Below are 16,847 nucleotides of genomic sequence, written 5' to 3'. Positions count from 1 at the left end.
TTTAATCTGTTTTTTTGTTTTTATTTTTTTTTTTCGTGTTCGGCATCTACCCGATTTTCCACTATGCTCTTCTGCGTCAGTGTCAGTGATGTATAAGAGCCACCCTCACCCTCTGCGCGGCGACCGCCACCGTCCTGCGCAACGGCCTGGCCGTCCTCGGTGTGTCCGCTCCGGAGCGGCTCTCACATCCGCTCCGGAGCGGACACACCGAGGACGGCCAGGCCGTTGCGCAGGACGGTGGCGGTCGCCGCGCAGAGGGTGAGGCGCGCGCGGTGCAGCTCGCCCGGCTCCTCGTCGCCCATCGGCAGGATGCGGCAGGAGTCGTAGAACCGGTGGTAGGTGCCGGCCAGTTCCTCCAGGTACCGGGCCACCCGGTGCGGTGCGCGCAGCTCGGCGGCGGCGGTGATCACCCGCGGGAACTCGCCGAGCGCCCGGAGCAGCGTGTTCTCCCGCTCGTGGGTGAGGAGCGAGACGTCGATGTCGGCGGCCTCGCCGAGGGCGATGCCCAGATCGGCGGCGTTGCGCAGGACCGAGGAGATCCGGGCGTGCGCGTACTGCACGTAGAACACCGGGTTGTCGTTGGTCTGCCGGCTCCACAGGTCCAGGTCCAGGTCGATCGTCTGGTCGACCGAGGCCCGCGCCAGGGCGTAGCGGGCGGCGTCCGCGCCGACGGCCTCCACCAGGTCCTCGAGCAGGACGACGGTGCCCGCGCGCTTGCTCATGCGCACCGGCTCGCCGTCGCGCACCAGGTTGACCAGCTGACCGAGCAGGATCTCGAGGTTGGCCTCGGGGTCGTCACCCACCGCGGCGGCCAGCGCCTTGTACCGGCCGACGTAGCCGGCGTGGTCGGCGCCCAGCATGATCACGACCTTGTCGAACCCGCGGGTGCGCTTGTCCAGGTAGTAGGCGCAATCGGCGGCGAAGTAGGTCGGGGCGCCGTCGCTCTTGATCAGCGGACGGTCCTTGTCGTCACCGAAGTCGGTGGTCCGCAGCCACACGGCGCCGTCGGCCTCGTACACGTGGCCGTTCTCCCGCAGCCGGGCGATCGACTTCTCCAGCGCGCCGGTCTCGTGCAGGGTGCGCTCGCTGAAGTAGACGTCGAAGACGACGCCGAAGTCGGCCAGCGTCCGCTTGATCTCGGCGAACATGAGGTCCACGCCGCGCACCCGGAAGCGCTCCTGCTGCTCGGCCTCGGGCAGCTCGAGCAGCCCCGGCTCGGCGGCCAGGACCTGCCGGGCGATCTCGCCGATGTAGTCGCCGGCGTAGCCGTCCTCGGGCACCGGCCGGCCCGAGGCGGCGGCCATGAGGCTGAGCGCGAACCGGTCGATCTGCGCCCCGGCGTCGTTGAAGTAGTACTCCCGCGTCACGGTGGCGCCGCTGGCCTCCAGCAGCCGGCCCAGTGCATCGCCGACGGCGGCCCAGCGGGTGCCGCCGATGTGCACCGGTCCGGTGGGGTTGGCCGAGACGAACTCGAGGTTGAGCTTCTGCCCGGCGAGGGAGTCCGTGCGGCCGTAGGCCTGCCCGGCGGTCACCGCGTCGACGGCGATGCGCCCGAGCGCCCCCTGGGCCAGCGTGATGTTGAGGAAGCCGGGGCCGGCGATGTCGACCGTGGCGATCCCCGGGTGGGCCCGCAGCTCCTCGGCCAGCAGACCGGCCACCTCACGGGGCGGGCGACCGGCCGGCTTGGCCAGCCGGAGCGCCACGTTGGTGGCGTAGTCGCCGTGCTCGCGGTTCCGCGGCCGCTCGATCACGACGTCGGTCGGGACGTCCACGGGCAGCTCGCCTCGCTCGACGACCGCGGTCACGGCGGTACGAACGACGTCCTGCAGCTGCTCCGGTGTCACCCGGCGAGCGTACTGACCGCTCTCCTCCGCCCGGTTACCAGCTGACGCACAGGCCCGCGACCTAGACTCGCGACCGGTACGAGGGCCCGGACCGGGCCCGGCATCCGCGCGCACGCGCCCCGTAACGAGGAGAGGCCTTGGCCAAGGACCGCACGCCCGACAAGAGCCGCGCGACCGGTGGCGGGGCATCCCGCTCCGGGGCCGGCGCCGGGGGCCGCGGCAAGGGCGGGCGCACCCGTCCGCCGACGCAGGTCGTGGCGCAGCAGCGGCCGTGGGGCCTGATCGCCGGGGCGATCGTCGTCGCCCTCTTCGCCGTGGCCGTCCTCGGCTACGCGGTGGTCCAGGTCAACGAGGCGAACGCCGACAAGGTCGAGTCCATCGACGAGATCTCCGGCGCGCAGACCTTCGAGTACGAGGGCGGGCAGCACGACGACAACCCGATCTCCTACGAGCAGTCGCCGCCCGTGGGCGGACCGCACGCGAACATGTGGGCCGACTGCACAGGCACCGTCTACGACGTCGACATCCGGCACGAGAACGCGGTGCACAGCCTCGAGCACGGCGCCGTCTGGATCACCTACGACCCCGACGCGGTCTCCGACGACGACGTCGCGACCCTGTCGGAGCTGGTCGACGGCGTCTCCGGCCGCATGCTGTCCCCCTACGAAGGGCTGGACTCCCCCATCAGCGTGCAGTCCTGGGGCCACCAGCTGAAGGTCGACAGCGCTGACGACGAGCGGATCAAGCAGTTCGCCGACCTCATGACCTACAAGTCGGACAGCTTCCCGGAGCCCGGCGCCACCTGCGAGCGGCCCGACTTCCTCGCCGACCCGCTGGTCGCGGAGGCCGGCGGCGCCGCTGCCACGCCCACCGAGGCCGAGACGACCCCGGCGCCCTGATCGGCGCCCGGAGCAGGGAGACCACCCGGTGACGAGACCCACCACCACCCGCTCGCCGCTGCGCATCGCGCTGCTGGCGGTCATCGCGGTGGCCCTCGTGGCCCTGGGCGGTGGGCTGGCCGTGCTGCTCGGCCTGGGCGGCACCGCCACCCCCACGCCGGACTCCGTCGACGCCGGGTTCTCGCGGGACATGTCCCGTCACCACCTGCAGGGCGTGGAGATGGCGAACCTGGTCGCCGAGCGGAGCGAGGACCCCGAGGTCGAGTCGCTGGCCTTCGACATCTCGGCCACGCAGACCAACCAGGCCGGCCGGATGCAGGGCTGGCTGGCGCTCTGGGGCCTGCCGATCACCGGGGGCGAACCCATGGCGTGGATGACCGAGGGGCACGACATGGGTGACATGGACATGGGTGACATGGACATGGGATCCGGCGCACTCATGCCGGGCATGGCCACCGAGGAGGAGCTGACGGAGCTGCGGAGCCTGTCGGGCCCCGCGTTCGACGTCGAGTTCCTCCGACTGATGATCCGGCACCACCAGGGCGGATTCGAGATGGCGAGCGACGCCGCCGAGCACGCCGACGTGCAGGCCGTGCGTGACCTCGCCCGCTCGATCGAGCGGGCCCAGGGCGTCGAGACGCAGACCATGACCGACATGCTCACCGCCCGCGGCGGCACTCCCCTCCCCGCTCCCTGAGCGGGCGGGGGCGCCGTCGGGACCACGGCCCGGGGCTGGTAACTTCTTCCCTGCCCCGAGCCCCCGTAGCTCAGGGGATAGAGCACTGCCCTCCGGAGGCAGGGGCGCAGGTTCGAATCCTGCCGGGGGCACCAGCACGAGCCGGATCCAAGGACCTGCACCGCACCCGCGGCGCAGGTCCTTCGTCGTCGCACGCCCCGTTCGGGGCAGGGTGGCGACCGCCTGCACCAGGTCGCCGACGTCTCCGCGCGGAGCGGTGACACAGGTCTCAACCGGCTCGGCTAGCGTCCGCGACATGGCGACCAGCGACATCCAGAAGGCATCCGTCGGCGACCTCGAGCTGGCCTACGAGACGTTCGGCGACCCCTCGGGCACGCCCGTCCTGCTCGTGATGGGCCTGGCCACGCAGATGATCGGCTGGCCCGACGAGTTCTGCTCCGGTCTGGCCGAGCGGGGCCACCACGTCGTCCGATTCGACAACCGCGACATCGGGCTGTCCACGCACCTGGACGACGCCGGTCCCGCCGACGTCATGTCGGTGCTCGGGGGCGACCGGTCGACGGTGGCCTACGGGCTGCCCGACCTCGCCGAGGACACCGTCGGCCTGCTCGACGCCCTGGGCCTGGACAGCGCGCACGTCGTCGGCGCCTCGATGGGCGGGATGATCGCCCAGCTCGTGGCCATCGCCCACCCGGAGCGGGTGCGCAGCCTCACCTCGATCATGTCGACCACCGGCGACCCCGCCGTCGGCGCTCCCGCCGAGGCCGCCCTGGGCGTGCTGCTGGCGGCCCCGGCCACGGAGCGGGAGGGCGCGATCCAGCGCGTCGTCGACACCTACCGGGTGATCGGCTCCCCCGGCTTCGAGTTCGACGAGGCGGCGGTGCGCGAACGCGCCGGGCTGGCGTTCGACCGCGCCCACGACCCCGCCGGGGTCTCGCGGCAGCTCGCCGCCATCCTCAGCACCCACGACCGCACCGCGGACCTCGGCAAGGTCGCGGTCCCGACCCTGGTCATCCACGGCGAGCAGGACCAGCTGGTGGACGTGACCGGCGGCCGGGCCACCGCCGCCGCGGTGCCCGGCGCCGAGCTGCTGGTCGTCGACGGCATGGGACACGACTTCCCGCGCGAGGTGTGGCCGCAGATCATCGACCGGATCAGCGCGCTGGTCGAGCGGGTCGAGCAGAGCCGCTGACCCCGGCGGGGGCGGGGCTCAGCTGGTGAGCATCCCGCCCTCGACCGGGATCGTCGTCCCGGTCACGTAGCCGCCGGCGTCGCTGACGAGGAACACCAGCGCGGCGGCCAGCTCGCGAGGGTCACCGGCGCGACCGGCCAGCACCCGGGTCATTTGCTGGTCGAGGTAACCCTCGGGGTACTGGTCGGTCATCTCGGAGGCGAAGAAGCCGGGGGCGAGCGCGTTGACCCGGATGCCCTTGCGGCCGGTCCACTGCTGGGCGAGGTCGCGGGTCAGACCGATGAGCCCGGCCTTGCTCGCGGCGTAGGCGGCCTGCGGTAGCCCGGCGGTCGTCAGCCCCAGGACGCTGGAGATGTTCACGATCGAGCTGCCCGGCTTCATCACGCGGCCGCAGGCCTGCGCCATCCAGTAGCAACCGTTGAGGTTGACGTCGATGACCTGACGGAAGGCGTCGGGCGATTCCCGGGTCGCCGGTGCCGCGGTACCGATGCCGGCATTGTTGACCAGTACGTCGACCTTGCCGAACTCGGCCATCGCGGCGTCGACGAGCGCCTGGCAGTCCTCCTGCTTCGCGACGTCGGTCTGCACGGAGATGGCCCGTCGGCCGGCCTCCTCCACCGCCCGCTGCGTCTCGACCAGCCGGTCGACCCGCCGCGCGCCCAGCACCACGTCACAGCCGGCCTCGGCCAGCGTGCGGGCGAAGACGGCCCCCAGGCCGGAGGACGCCCCGGTGACGATGGCGACCCGGTCGTCGAGGCGGAACATGTCGAGGATCGTTCGGTCGGGCATGGGTGGGCTCCCCCGGATTGAGTGCTGCGTCGGCGTAGGTCCTCGCCACCGTATCGATGCTGTGCGGTACATCACCGGCCGAGCCGGGTAGGAGGCCGCCGACGCGCATCCGGGCACGGGGGGACCGAACGATGAGCAACCTGGCGCAGAACCTGCTCGACGCCGCCGACGCGGCACCCGACCGTCCCGCGCTGCGGATGGACGACGAGGTGCTGACCTACCGCCAGTTCGCCGACGCAGCCCTGCGGGTGGCCGCCGCACTGCAGGACCGCGGGGTAGGTCCCGGCGACCGCGTCGGGATGGTGCTGCCCAACGTCATCGCCTTCCCCGTCGTCTTCTACGGGGCGCTGCTGGCCGGGGCCGCCGTCGTGCCGATGAACCCGCTGCTCAGGGCGCGCGAGGTGCAGTACTACCTCGAGGACTCCGGGGCCCGCGTCGTCGTGGCGGTGGAGAGCTCCGCCGGACCGGTCGAGGAGGCCGCCCGCACGGTGGGAGTCGAGTCGGTGACCGTGGGGGCCGCGATGCCCCTCGAGCTCCTCGGTGACGAGTGCCTGACCGCCGCGGTGGAGCGGGCCGACGACGACGACGCGGTCATCCTGTACACCTCCGGGACCACCGGTCAGCCCAAAGGCGCCGAGCTGACCCACGCCAACCTGCGGGGCAACGCCCGCACCACCCACGAGACGCTGCTCCAGGGCGGCGGCGACGACGTGATCATGGGCTGCCTGCCCCTGTTCCACGTCTTCGGGCTGACCTGCTCGCTGAACGCCGGCGTGATCGCCCGCTCCTGCCTGACGCTCGTCCCCCGGTTCGACGGGGGCAAGGCGCTGCAGGTCATCGCGCGTGACCGGGTGACGATCTTCCAGGGCGTGCCGACGATGTTCGCGGCGATGCTGCACCAGCCCGACGCCGAGCAGCACGACGTCTCCAGCCTCCGGCTGTGCGTCTCGGGCGGCTCGGCGATGCCGGTCGAGATCATGCGCGCCTTCGAGGAGCGGTTCGGCTGCATCGTCCTGGAGGGCTACGGGCTGAGCGAGACCTCGCCGGTCGCCTCGTTCAACCACCCCGATGCCGAGCGGAAGCCCGGATCCATCGGCACCCCGATCCGCGGCGTGGAGATGCGCCTGGTCGACGACGACGGCAAGGATGTGGCCGACGGCGAGGTCGGCGAGATCGCGATCCGCGGCGAGAACGTCATGAAGGGCTACTGGCAGCGGCCCGAGGAGACGGCGAATGCCATCCCCGACGACTGGTTCCGCACCGGCGACCTGGCCCGCCGGGACGACGACGGCTACTTCTTCATCGTCGACCGGAAGAAGGAGATGATCATCCGCGGCGGCTACAACGTGTACCCGCGGGAGATCGAGGAGGCGCTGTACGAGCACCCCGCCGTCGCCGAGGTCGCCGTCATCGGGATCACGCACCCGGACCTGGGCGAGGAGGTCGCCGCTGCGGTCGCGCTGAAGCCCGGGGCCACCGCCGAGGTCGACGAGCTGCGCGAGTTCGTCAAGGCGCGGGTGGCCGCCTACAAGTACCCACGCCACGTCTGGCTGGTGGAGGCGCTGCCGAAGGGACCGACCGGGAAGATCCTGCGCCGCGCGGTGGAGGTGCCCGAGCAGGTGGGAACTCGATGAGCGGACAGGCGCGTGAGCATCGCAGCGAGGCGGCCGCCGACAGGAAGCGAGCATCGCAGCGAGGGACGAGCGAGGAGCGGAACGCCCGCGGAGGCGGCCTGTACCTCGGAGCGAGGAGCGGAGCGAGCCGCGGGAGCGAGGTGAGGTCATGAGCGCACCGCTGTGGCGGCAGGCCTACGACGCCGTCGACCGCCAGGTCACCCCGCACGCCGACCGGCTGGTGCGGTCGCCGGGCTTCGCGCTGGGCGTGGCCCTGGTCCGCCGGGCCACGACGGCGGCGCGCTCGTCGGCCCAGGGCCTCACCGCCCGCGCCTGGCACCTGGTGAACCTGCCCGCCGGCAGCGACGTGCACCGGCTGCGCGCCCAGGTCGGCGCCCTGGACCGGGAGGTCCGCCGCCTGACCGTGGCCCTGGAGGCCGAACGACGTGCCGAACGAACCCGCGCGCTGCCGTCGCGCACCCCTGGAACGCCGACGACCGAGGACAGCCATGCCGACCGTGCCGAACCCGCAGACGATCCTCGACCGCGTCCGGCGCGACGTCGAACGCAACGCCCTGCGGGCACGTAACGGGATCCGGCTGGTCGCGGGCGTCGACCGGCCGGGCGTCGGGTGCACCCCCAAGGACGTCGTCTGGGAGCGCGGCCGCACCCAGCTGTGGCACTACCGCAACGACCCGGAGAAGCACGGCGGTGTCCGGCACTCACCACCGCTGCTGCTGGTCTTCAGCCTGATCAGCCGCAGCTACATCCTCGATCTCTCGCCGGGCAACAGCTTCGTGGAACAGCTGCTGGCGGCCGGGTTCGACGTCTATCTGCTCGACTGGGGCGAGCCCGACGAGCGCGACGCCGGCAACGGGCTCGAGGACTACGCCGACGACTACATCCCGGCCGCCATCGACCGGGTCCTGGACCTCTCCGGCGCCGACGAGGTGAACCTCTTCGGCTACTGCTTCGGCGGCAACCTCTCGCTGCTGCACGCGGCGCACCACCCCGACTCGCCGCTGCGCAGCCTCACCGTGCTGGCCACGCCGGTGGACTTCCGGCACATGGGACCGCTGGCCGACGTCTTCGCCGTCGGCGGCCTGGAGGTCGACGCGGTGGTCGACCAGAACGGCAACGTGCCACCGCAGGTCGTCGTCCAGGGCTTCCGGACGCTGACCCCCACCGCGGAGGTCACGCGCTACGTGACGCTGTGGGAACGGCTCTGGAACGACGAGTACGTCGCCTCCTACCAGGCGATGACGGGGTGGTCGGACGACCACGTGCCCTTCCCCGGCCGCGCCGCCCGGCAGACGGTGCGGATGCTCGTGCGCGACAACGGGATGGTCAACGACCGGCTGACCGTCGGCGGCGACCCGGTGCACCTGGCCGACATCCGGGTGCCGTTCCTGACCGTGCGGGCCGAGCGGGACCACATCGTGCCGACGGCGGCGAGCGCGCCGCTGATCGACCTGGTGGGCTCACCCGACAAGCACGAGCTGGTGCTGCCCGCCGGGCACATGGGCCTGGTCGTGGGCCGCACCGCGGCACGGACGACGGTGCCCACGATCATCGACTTCCTGCGCCGGCGCAGCGAGACCGTGGACCGGCCCGGCATGGCGAAGGGAGCCTGAGGTGACCGAGCAGGTGGAGGTCCCGGAGGTGGCGGTCGAGGCGCTCGGCTCCGGGCACGCGGACGCGCTGCTGCGCTTCTTCTCGGGGCTCCCCGAGGGCGACCGGACCTTCATCAAGGAGGACGTCACCGACCCGGCGACCGTGCGGAGCTGGGTCGAGGACGGCACCACGCGCTGGGTGGCGACCGGTCCCGACGGCGAGATCGACGGGTACGTGGCGGTGCGCCGGCTCTCCGGCTGGTCCGACCACGTGGCCGAGCTCCGGCTGGTGGTGGGCCCGCGGCGACGCGGCGCGGGCCTGGGGCGGGTGCTGGCCCGCCACGCGGTCACCGAGGCCATCTCCTCCGGCGCCACCAAGCTGGTCGTGGAGGTGGTGGCCGAGCAGGGCGCGGCGCTGGCGCTGTTCACCGGCCTGGGCTTCCGCGGCGAGGCGCTGCTCGAGGACCACATCCGCGACCGGTCCGGACAGCTGCGCGACCTCCTGGTGCTCTCCCACCGGGTGGACGCCACCTGGGCGGCCATGGACACCCTCGGGCTGCCCGAGGCGCTGGACGGGGACGGCACGACCGACCCCGCCTGATCCGCGCGGGTCGCCACCCGGCACGCTGACGGGGTGACGCCCGCCCCGCCCCGCACTCCCCGCCGGGCATGGCTGCCGGTCGCCCTGACGATGTTCGCGATCGGCTGGGGCGCCAACCAGTTCGTCAGCCTGCTGGTCGCCTACCGGGAGCGCTCGGGCTTCTCGGTCAGCACCGTCGACGCCCTCGTGGGTGCCTACGCCCTCGGGCTCATCCCGGCGCTCCTGGTGCTGGGCCCCATCTCCGACCGCCGGGGCCGCACGCCCGTGCTGCGCGCCGCCGCGCTGGTCTCGCTGGCGGCGACGGCGGTCCTGATGATCGGCGATCTGTGGGCCCTCTACGCCGGACGGCTGCTCGCCGGTCTGGCCAGCGGGGCTGCCTTCGCCGCCGGCAGCGCCTGGGTCGAGGAGCTCTCCACCGCGCGCTGGGACCCCGCCGCCCGGGAAGGGGCCGGCGCACGCCGCGCGGCGATGTCGCTGACCGCCGGGTTCTGCCTCGGCCCGGTCGTCGCGGGCCTGCTCGCGCAGTGGGCCCCCGACCCCCTGGTCACCGCCTACCTGCCGCACCTGGTCGTCGTCCTCGCCGTGCTCGGGCCGCTGTGGCGGGCACCGGAGACGGTGGACCCCGCGCGGGTCTCCCCCGCCGCTGGCTCACCGCTGGCCCGGCTGCGGGTGCGATCGGCGTCCGATCCCCGGTTCCGGCGCTCGGTCGCCCCGGTGGCCCCCTGGGTGTTCGGCGCCGCCACCGTGTCCATCGCCGTGCTCCCCGGCCTGGTCACCGACACCACGGCGGGCTGGACCGTCGCATTCAGCGCGCTGATCGCCGGGGTCACGCTGGGCACCGGCTTCCTCGTGCAGCCGACCGCACGCCGGATCGCGGCCGCCTCACCCCGCCGCGGCGTCGTCTGCGGACTCGTCGCCGTCGTCGTCGGTCTCGGCATCGCCGCGGCAGCCGCCGCCACGACGTCGCCGTGGCTGGTCGCTCCGGCCGCCGTCGTCCTGGGCACCGGCTACGGCTGCTGCCTGGTGTCGGGGTTGATCCAGACCCAGCGCATCGCGGCACCGGGTGAGCTCGCGGGGCTCACCGCCGTCTACTACGCGCTGACCTACGTGGGCTTCGCCGCGCCGGTGCTGCTCGCCCTGCTGGCGATGCTGCTCCCCTACTGGGTGCTGCTGCTGGGTGCCGCCGCCCTGGCGGCGCTCACGCTGGCGGTCGCGGTCACCGCCCCCCGCGAGGGCGCCCTCAGCGCTCGGTGACCCGGCCGCCCTCGACCTCGAGCCGGCGGTCGGTGCGCACCGCTTCCAGCATCCGGCGGTCGTGGGTGACGAGCAGCAGGGTGCCGGTGTAGCCGGCCAGGGCCTGCTCGAGCTGCTCGATCGCCGGCAGGTCGAGGTGGTTGGTCGGCTCGTCGAGCACCAGCACGTTGACCCCGCGCGCCTGCAGCAGCGCCAGGGCGGCGCGGGTCCGCTCCCCCGGCGAGAGGGTGACGGCGGGCCGGAGCACGTGGTCGGCGGTGAGCCCGAACTTCGCCAGCAGCGTGCGCACCTCCGCCGTCGGCCAGTCGGGCACCTCGGCGCCGAACGCGTCGAGCAGCTGCTCGGACCCGAGGAACCGGCCGCGCGCCTGGTCGATCTCGCCGATCCGGACCGAGGGACCCAGCGAGGCCGACCCCTCGTCGATCGGCACCCGGCCGAGGAGGGCGGCCAGCAGGGTCGACTTGCCCGAGCCGTTCGCGCCGGTGATGGCCACCCGGTCGCCGCCGTCGACCTGCAGGTCCACCGGACCCAGGGTGAAGCCGCCCCGCCGGACGACGGCGCCACGCAGGGTCGCCACGATCGCGCTCGCCCGCGGGGCGGCGGCGATCTCCATGCGCAGCTCCCACTCCTTGCGGGGCTCCTCGACCACGTCGAGGCGCTCGATCATCCGCTGGGTCTGCTTGGCCTTCGCCGCCTGCTTCTCCGACGACGCCCGGTTCGCCGCCTTGATGTGCTTGTCGCCGTCCTTGGACTTCTTGATCGAGTCGCGGACCCCCTTGGCCATCCAGTTCCGCTGCATCTGGGCCCGGGCCTCGAGGCCCGCCTTGGTGTCGGCGAACTCCTCGTACTCCTCGCGCGCGTGCCGCCGGGCCACCTCCCGCTCGATCAGGTAGGCCTCGTACCCGCCGTCGTGCACCCGCACCAGCTGCTGGGCCAGGTCGAGCTCGACGACGCGGGTCACGGTGCGTGCCAGGAACTCCCGGTCATGGCTGACCACGACCACGCCCGACCGCGCGCCCACCACGAAGCGCTCGAGCTGGTCGAGGCCGGGGAGGTCGAGGTCGTTGGTCGGCTCGTCGAGCATCAGGACGTCGTAGCGCGACAGCAGCAGGGCGGCCAGCCCGACCCGGGCCGCCTGCCCGCCGGACAGGCCCGAGGTGAGCGCGTCGAGGGCGACGCCCGGCGCCACCTCGGCCACCACCTCCGCGGCCCGCTCGTCCAGGTCGGCACCGCCCAGGGCCAGCCACCGCTCCAGCGCGTCGCCGTAGACGTCGTCGGCACCGGGCTCCCCTGCCGCGAGCGCCTCGGTCGCGGCATCCATGGCGGCCTGGGCCGTCGCGACGCCGGTGCGCCGGGCCAGCGCGGCCAGCACGGTCTCGCCTTCGCGCCGCTCGTGCTCCTGCGGCAGGTAGCCCAGGGTCGCGGTCGGCGGGCTGAGCGCGATGCTGCCCGCCTCGGCCGGGATCTCACCGGCGAGGGTGCGCAGCAGGGTGGACTTGCCCGCGCCGTTGACTCCGACCAGGCCGACGACGTCGCCGGGGGCGACGACCAGGTCCAGGCCGGAGAACAGCACGCGGGCGCCGTGGCCGGCCGCGAGGCCGCGGGCGACGAGGGTGGCGCTCATGGCTACAGACTGCCAAGCCGCCCGGGGCCGGCCGTCAGTCGGTCGCCGTGTCCTCGGGATCGAAGGCGTCCTCGTCGTAGCCGTGCTCGTCGGAGCCGCCGTCCGCGGCGGTCCGCGGACGGCGGACGAGCCAGGGCTGCAGGTGGTCGTACCCCCGCACCGACACGCGGCGCAGCGGCCGCACCCGGTAGCGCTCGGTGCCGCGCAGCTGGTCGGCCAGCTCCCGGTCGACCAACAGGGCGCCGGGGCGGGCCAGCGAGGTGAGCCTGCTGGCCAGGTTCACCACGGGCGAGTAGACGTCGCCGAGCCGGGTGAGCACCGCGCCGTACGCGGCACCGACGCGCAGCGGTGGGCGCTCGGCGGTGTCCCAGGCGTCGGGCAGCTCCAGCCCGATGTCGGCGGCGTCGGTGGCCGAGGCGGCGGTGAACAGCACGCCGTCGCCGACGGTCTTGACCACCCGGCCGTGGTGGCGCGCGATGACCTCCGCGGCAGTGCTCTCGAAGTTCTCGACCATGGCCCCGAGCTCGCGCCCGCCCATGCCGCGGCTGCGCGACGTGTAGCCCACCAGGTCGGCGAACCCCACGGCGAGCTCCCGCCGGTCGCCCGGGCCGGTCGCGGCGAGGAGCCGGTCGACGTTGGCCACGAGATGCCGCCGCCAGACGTAGTCCTGGACCTCGCGCAACCGCGGCAGCAGCTCCTGGGCAGCCGCCACCGCCTCCTCGGTGCTCACCGCGCGGCCGGTGCCGTCCGCGTTCCGGGTGAGGGCGTCGGCCAGCATGTCGGTCTGCCAGTCGGCCAGCCGGGACAGCGACTGCCCCATGGCGCGGGCGATGGAGGCCTCGCTGCCGGGACCGATGAAGCCCGAGTCGATCAGGCTCGAGAGGACCTCCAGCGCCGCGATGTCGGCGTCGGTGAAGGCCGGGTCGTCGTCCGCGGCGTCGGGGAAGCCCAGCGCCCGCCAGAGCCGCTGGGTGCGCTCGGGGGGCATCCCGGCCCGCGCGCCGACCTGCAGGCGCGTGTACCGGCGCGGCCCGCCGAGCAGCAGACGCTCCAGGGCCTCCCGCGCGCCGGGGCCCGGGAGCGCCTCCCGGGGGTCGTCCATGCCGGTCGCGACCTCAGTCCGTGGTGTGCACGACGAGCACGTCGCACTGCGACCGGCGGGTGGCGTCCGCGGGCACCGAGCCCAGCAGCCGGCCCTTGATGCCGTTGAGGCCCCGGTTGCCGACGACGAGCAGGTCGGCGCTCTCCCGCCGGACGACGTCGAGCAACGCCTCGACCGGCGAGCCGACCACCGCGACCGTCCGCACGTCCTTCGCACCGGCCGCGCGGGCGCGGTCGGCGGCGTCGCGCACGGTGTCCTCGGCGGGGTGCGACCCGACGACCTGGTAGGCCTCGTCGCCGAGGACGTCCTGCGCCCGGGCCAGGTCCCGGTCCCCGTCGTCGACCGGCAGGTAGGCGCAGGCGATCACGAGGGTGGCTCCGCAGGCGCCGGCGAGGGCACCCGCGCGGCCGACCGCACGCAGGGAGGATTCCGATCCGTCGGTTCCGACGACGACCGTGGAGTAGGTGCTCGCGGCATCGCTCACGGCGCGCACTCTATGGGACGTCGGCGTGTCGTGTGCCCCCGGTCACCGGAAATCCCCGCAGGCCCGCCCTCGTGCGCTTGGATGGTGGCACCGGCCCAGCGGACGAGGAGGAGGGTGTCATCCCCAGCGTCAAGTCCCCCGTGACCGGCCCCGTGCGGGTCGAGGTCACCGGGCTCACCAAGGTCTTCGGCGCGGTGCGCGCGGTGTCCGATCTCGCGTTCACCGTCGAACCGGCCTCGGTCACCGGCTTCCTCGGCCCCAACGGCGCGGGCAAGACCACGACGCTCCGCATGATGCTCGGCCTGGTCCGCCCGGACGCCGGCACGGCCACCTTCGACGGGGTCTGCTACGCCGATCTCCCCGATCCGGTGCGCACCGTGGGCGCGGTCCTGGAGACCGCCTTCCACCCGGCCCGCTCCGGCCGCAACCACCTGCGCGTCTACTGCCGGGCCGCCGGGCTCCCGCTGACCCGCGCCGACGAGGTGCTCACCCAGGTGGGCCTGGCCGACGCCGGTGACCGGCGGGCGGGGGGCTACTCCCTCGGCATGCGGCAGCGCCTGGCGCTGGCCACCGCGCTGCTGGGCGACCCTGCGGTGCTGGTGCTCGACGAGCCGGCGAACGGGCTGGACCCCGAGGGCATCCAGTGGCTGCGCGGCTTCCTGCGGCACCTCGCGCACGAGCAGGGCCGGACGGTGCTGGTCTCCAGCCACCTGCTGTCGGAGGTCGAGCAGACCGTCGACCGGGTGGTGATCGTCGGCGCGGGCCGGCTGGTCCGCGAGGGTTCGATGGACCAGCTGCGTTCCGGGGCGGACGGTGCCGGCACCGTGCTGGTGCGCAGCCCGGACGCGTCCCGGCTGGCCGACGCGCTCCGCGCCGACGGCACGCACGTGGCCCTCGTCGGCGAGACGCTGACCGTCACCGGCCGGACGACCGCGGAGATCGGCGGCCGGGCGTTCGCCGCGGGCGTCGAGCTGCACGAGCTGCGCCCCCACAGCAGCGGGCTCGAGGAGATCTACTTCCAGCTCACCGCGGGTCAGGAGCAGTACGCCGCCGCCCCGGGGACCGCAGAGGAGACCCCACGATGACCGCGCTGGTGCGCGCGGAGTGGACCAAGCTGTTCAGCACCCGGGTCTGGATCGGGTTGCTGGCCGGCGCACTCGCGCTGGCCATCCTCTCGTCGGTGCTCCTGACCGCCTTCGCCGGCAACCAGGAGAGCGGCATCCCACCGGTCGGGGACCCGCTGTACGAGCAGCTGGCGCTGGCCGGGCCGGCCAACTCCGTCGTCCTCATGCTCGTCCTCGGGATCATCGGCACGACGCAGGAGTTCCGCCACCGCACCGCGACCCCGACCTTCCTCGCCACGCCGAGACGGGGGCGCGTCATCGCCGGCAAGGTCGTGGCCTACGCGCTCGCGGCGGTCCCCTTCGCTCTCGTGGTGACCGCGGTGAACTATGCGGTGCTGGCCGTCTACGCGGGCTCACGGGGAGAGGTCCCCGCGCTCACCGACGACAACCTGCGGGTAGTGATCACCTCCGCGCTCGCCCTGGTGATCTACACGGTGATCGGGATCGGCCTGGGCGCCCTTATCCGCAACCAGGTGGGAGCCATCGTCGGTGGACTCGTCTACCTTTTCGTGATCGAGCCCTTGGTCCGGCAGTTCCTGGGGGACGCCTATCCGTGGCTTCCCGGAGGCGCACTCGAGGCGCTGACGGCGACGTTCCAGGGTCCGGAACTGCTGGAGCCGTGGCAGGGCGGTGTCCTCCTGCTCGGTTACGGTCTGGTCGCCGCACTGCTGGGCACCTTCCTGGCGGTGCGCCGCGACGTCGCCTGACGACGGACCCCGCCCCCGATGGGCTCCCACCACCGAGGCACGAGGAGATCGGCGTTGACCACCCGCATGACCGTCCAGCGACTCGGCCGGCTGATCGCCGACGGCGAGGTCGAGGCCGTCCGGTCCGCCGTCGCCGAGGCGCCGCGGCTTCTCTCCGCGACCGTCGAGCACCAGGGGCAGGACGGCTGGACGCCGCTGCACCTCGCGGTCGCCGCCGGCCGGGCCGACGTCGTCCGCGTGCTGGTGGAGGCCGGCGCCGACCTGTCCGCCCGCACCGAGCACCACCGCACCCCGCTGCACGTCGCGCTCGAGCACGCCCCCAGCCTGGTGCCGGTGCTGGTCTCCCTCGGTGCGGCCGTCGACGCCCCGAGCGCGGCCTACCTCGACGACGTGGACACGCTCCGCGCCGAGCTCGACGGCGGCGCGGCACTCACCGACCCGACCACCGGCGTCGACCTGCTCGCGTGGGCGGCCATCGGTGGCGCGGCCGGCACAGCGCGGCTGCTGCTGGAGCGCGGGGCCGACGCCGACGGCGGAGCGCTGCACGCGGCCAGCACCGCCGGGCACCTGGAGCTGGTCCGGCTGCTGCTGGACGCCGGAGCCGCCGTCGACGGGCGGGACGCCGACACCGGCCGCACGCCGCTGCACGCGACGGTCGCCGAGGCGCCGCCCGGCTCGGCCACGGACATCGTGCGGTTGCTCCTGGACTCGGGGGCCGACGTCGACGCCACCACCCACGACGGCGCCAGCGCGCTGGACATCAGCCGGGTGGCCGCCGCCCGCCACCGTCGCGCCGACGACGGCGTGGCCACCGGCAACGACGCACTGGTGGAACTACTGGTCGCCCGCGGGGCCACGCACTGACCGACCGGTGGGAAGGCACGCGGATCCTGCTCCGCACCCGGACGGCCGCCGCGCACCGGCGTAGAGTCGACACCCGGTTCAGCGATGCCCCTCAGACGCAGCCCCAAGACGAAGAAGGCACTCGACCCCGTGTCAAGCGTGAGTTCATCCCGGCCCTCGTCCGCCTCGTCCCAGGTTGCCGGGTTCGGCACCAACGAGTGGCTGGTCGAGGAGATGTACCAGCAGTACCTCTCCGACCCGGCGAGCGTCGATCAGGCGTGGCACGAGTTCTTCGCCGACTACCGCCCGGGCAGCCCCGTCGACGGCGGCGGTGACCGCGAGGAGGCGCCGAAGAGCAACGGCACGCCGGCCGCGGCTCCGCAGCCCGCGGCGCCCGCGAAGCCCGCCGCCCCGCAGGCGCCGGCCCAGCAGGCGCCTGCGGGGCGGCGGGCTTCGCGGGC

The 16,847-nt window shown here is 73.6% G+C and carries 17 protein-coding genes and 1 tRNA gene; 13 read left to right on the top strand and 5 right to left on the bottom strand.

Annotated elements, in window-relative coordinates; all coding sequences use genetic code 11:
• Window positions 1–182: 182 nt before the first annotated feature.
• On the bottom strand, window positions 183–1,844 hold the full coding sequence (argS, locus tag C5508_RS16005; RefSeq protein WP_104525936.1) for an arginine--tRNA ligase: 1,662 nt from the start codon (window positions 1,842–1,844) through the stop codon (window positions 183–185).
• 137 nt (window positions 1,845–1,981) lie between these two features.
• Here argS and C5508_RS16000 point away from each other — a divergent pair, with 137 nt between their 5' ends.
• The 4 genes from C5508_RS16000 to C5508_RS15985 all read left to right on the top strand — a co-directional run bounded on the left by C5508_RS16000 (window position 1,982) and on the right by C5508_RS15985 (window position 4,632).
• Window positions 1,982–2,743, top strand: coding sequence for a DUF3105 domain-containing protein (locus C5508_RS16000; RefSeq protein WP_104525935.1), 762 nt, complete (start codon window positions 1,982–1,984; stop codon window positions 2,741–2,743).
• 28 nt (window positions 2,744–2,771) lie between these two features.
• Window positions 2,772–3,440 (top strand): DUF305 domain-containing protein, encoded by a 669-nt coding sequence (locus tag C5508_RS15995; protein WP_104525934.1) that lies wholly within the window; start codon window positions 2,772–2,774, stop codon window positions 3,438–3,440.
• A 59-nt stretch (window positions 3,441–3,499) separates the two neighbouring features.
• Window positions 3,500–3,574: transfer RNA gene (locus tag C5508_RS15990), tRNA-Arg, on the top strand.
• A 161-nt stretch (window positions 3,575–3,735) separates the two neighbouring features.
• The gene (locus C5508_RS15985; RefSeq protein ID WP_104525933.1) at window positions 3,736–4,632 is read left to right on the top strand and encodes an alpha/beta fold hydrolase; all 897 of its coding nucleotides are present in this window, start codon (window positions 3,736–3,738) and stop codon (window positions 4,630–4,632) included.
• An 18-nt stretch (window positions 4,633–4,650) separates the two neighbouring features.
• Here C5508_RS15985 and C5508_RS15980 read toward each other — a convergent pair whose 3' ends face one another.
• Window positions 4,651–5,421 (bottom strand): SDR family NAD(P)-dependent oxidoreductase, encoded by a 771-nt coding sequence (locus C5508_RS15980; protein ID WP_104525932.1) that lies wholly within the window; start codon window positions 5,419–5,421, stop codon window positions 4,651–4,653.
• A gap of 131 nt (window positions 5,422–5,552) precedes the next feature.
• Here C5508_RS15980 and C5508_RS15975 point away from each other — a divergent pair, with 131 nt between their 5' ends.
• The 5 genes from C5508_RS15975 (at window position 5,553) to C5508_RS15955 (ending at window position 10,502) form a co-directional block, all read left to right on the top strand.
• Window positions 5,553–7,055, top strand: coding sequence for a long-chain-fatty-acid--CoA ligase (locus C5508_RS15975; RefSeq protein ID WP_104525931.1), 1,503 nt, complete (start codon window positions 5,553–5,555; stop codon window positions 7,053–7,055).
• Between the two features lie 148 nt (window positions 7,056–7,203).
• Window positions 7,204–7,623, top strand: a complete 420-nt coding sequence (locus C5508_RS15970) for a hypothetical protein (protein WP_104525930.1) — start codon at window positions 7,204–7,206, stop codon at window positions 7,621–7,623.
• Window positions 7,544–8,668: an alpha/beta fold hydrolase gene (locus tag C5508_RS15965; protein ID WP_104525929.1), complete on the top strand. Its 1,125-nt coding sequence runs from the start codon at window positions 7,544–7,546 to the stop codon at window positions 8,666–8,668. Before C5508_RS15970 ends, C5508_RS15965 begins: the two co-directional genes overlap by 80 nt.
• Before the next feature lies 1 nt (window position 8,669).
• A complete protein-coding gene (locus C5508_RS15960; RefSeq protein WP_232797197.1) occupies window positions 8,670–9,248 on the top strand; it encodes a GNAT family N-acetyltransferase in 579 nt (192 codons plus the stop codon).
• 33 nt (window positions 9,249–9,281) lie between these two features.
• Window positions 9,282–10,502 (top strand): MFS transporter, encoded by a 1,221-nt coding sequence (locus C5508_RS15955; RefSeq protein WP_157944121.1) that lies wholly within the window; start codon window positions 9,282–9,284, stop codon window positions 10,500–10,502.
• On the opposite strand, the gene C5508_RS15950 is transcribed toward C5508_RS15955, so the two are convergent.
• Genes C5508_RS15950 through C5508_RS15940 form a run of 3 tightly spaced genes read right to left on the bottom strand, consistent with a single transcriptional unit; the run spans window position 10,489 to window position 13,712 of the window.
• Window positions 10,489–12,126, bottom strand: a complete 1,638-nt coding sequence (locus tag C5508_RS15950; protein WP_104525927.1) for an ABC-F family ATP-binding cassette domain-containing protein — start codon at window positions 12,124–12,126, stop codon at window positions 10,489–10,491. The genes C5508_RS15955 and C5508_RS15950 overlap by 14 nt on opposite strands.
• A gap of 34 nt (window positions 12,127–12,160) precedes the next feature.
• Window positions 12,161–13,228 carry an adenylate/guanylate cyclase domain-containing protein gene (locus C5508_RS15945; protein WP_104525926.1) on the bottom strand — a complete coding sequence of 356 codons (1,068 nt, stop codon included), beginning with the start codon at window positions 13,226–13,228 and terminating at the stop codon, window positions 12,161–12,163.
• 13 nt (window positions 13,229–13,241) lie between these two features.
• Entirely contained in the window at window positions 13,242–13,712 is a 471-nt protein-coding gene (locus C5508_RS15940; RefSeq protein WP_104525938.1) for a universal stress protein, read from the bottom strand.
• A gap of 140 nt (window positions 13,713–13,852) precedes the next feature.
• Between C5508_RS15940 and C5508_RS15935 the strand changes: the two genes are divergently transcribed.
• The 4 genes from C5508_RS15935 to C5508_RS15920 form a co-directional block, all read left to right on the top strand.
• Window positions 13,853–14,797, top strand: coding sequence for an ABC transporter ATP-binding protein (locus C5508_RS15935; RefSeq protein WP_232797196.1), 945 nt, complete (start codon window positions 13,853–13,855; stop codon window positions 14,795–14,797).
• Window positions 14,794–15,543 (top strand): ABC transporter permease, encoded by a 750-nt coding sequence (locus tag C5508_RS15930; protein WP_104525925.1) that lies wholly within the window; start codon window positions 14,794–14,796, stop codon window positions 15,541–15,543. Before C5508_RS15935 ends, C5508_RS15930 begins: the two co-directional genes overlap by 4 nt.
• Window positions 15,544–15,597: 54 nt before the next feature.
• Window positions 15,598–16,407 carry an ankyrin repeat domain-containing protein gene (locus tag C5508_RS15925; protein WP_104525924.1) on the top strand — a complete coding sequence of 270 codons (810 nt, stop codon included), beginning with the start codon at window positions 15,598–15,600 and terminating at the stop codon, window positions 16,405–16,407.
• Between the two features lie 138 nt (window positions 16,408–16,545).
• Window positions 16,546–16,847: 2-oxoglutarate dehydrogenase E1 subunit family protein (locus C5508_RS15920; protein ID WP_232797195.1), on the top strand; the 302-nt coding region annotated here is incomplete at its 3' end.

The sequence above is a fragment of the Blastococcus atacamensis genome, assembly GCF_002938425.1.
Classification (GTDB): domain Bacteria; phylum Actinomycetota; class Actinomycetes; order Mycobacteriales; family Geodermatophilaceae; genus Blastococcus; species Blastococcus atacamensis.
The sequence above is the reverse complement of the archived record's forward strand: the minus strand, read 5'-3'. Positions and strand labels throughout refer to the sequence as shown.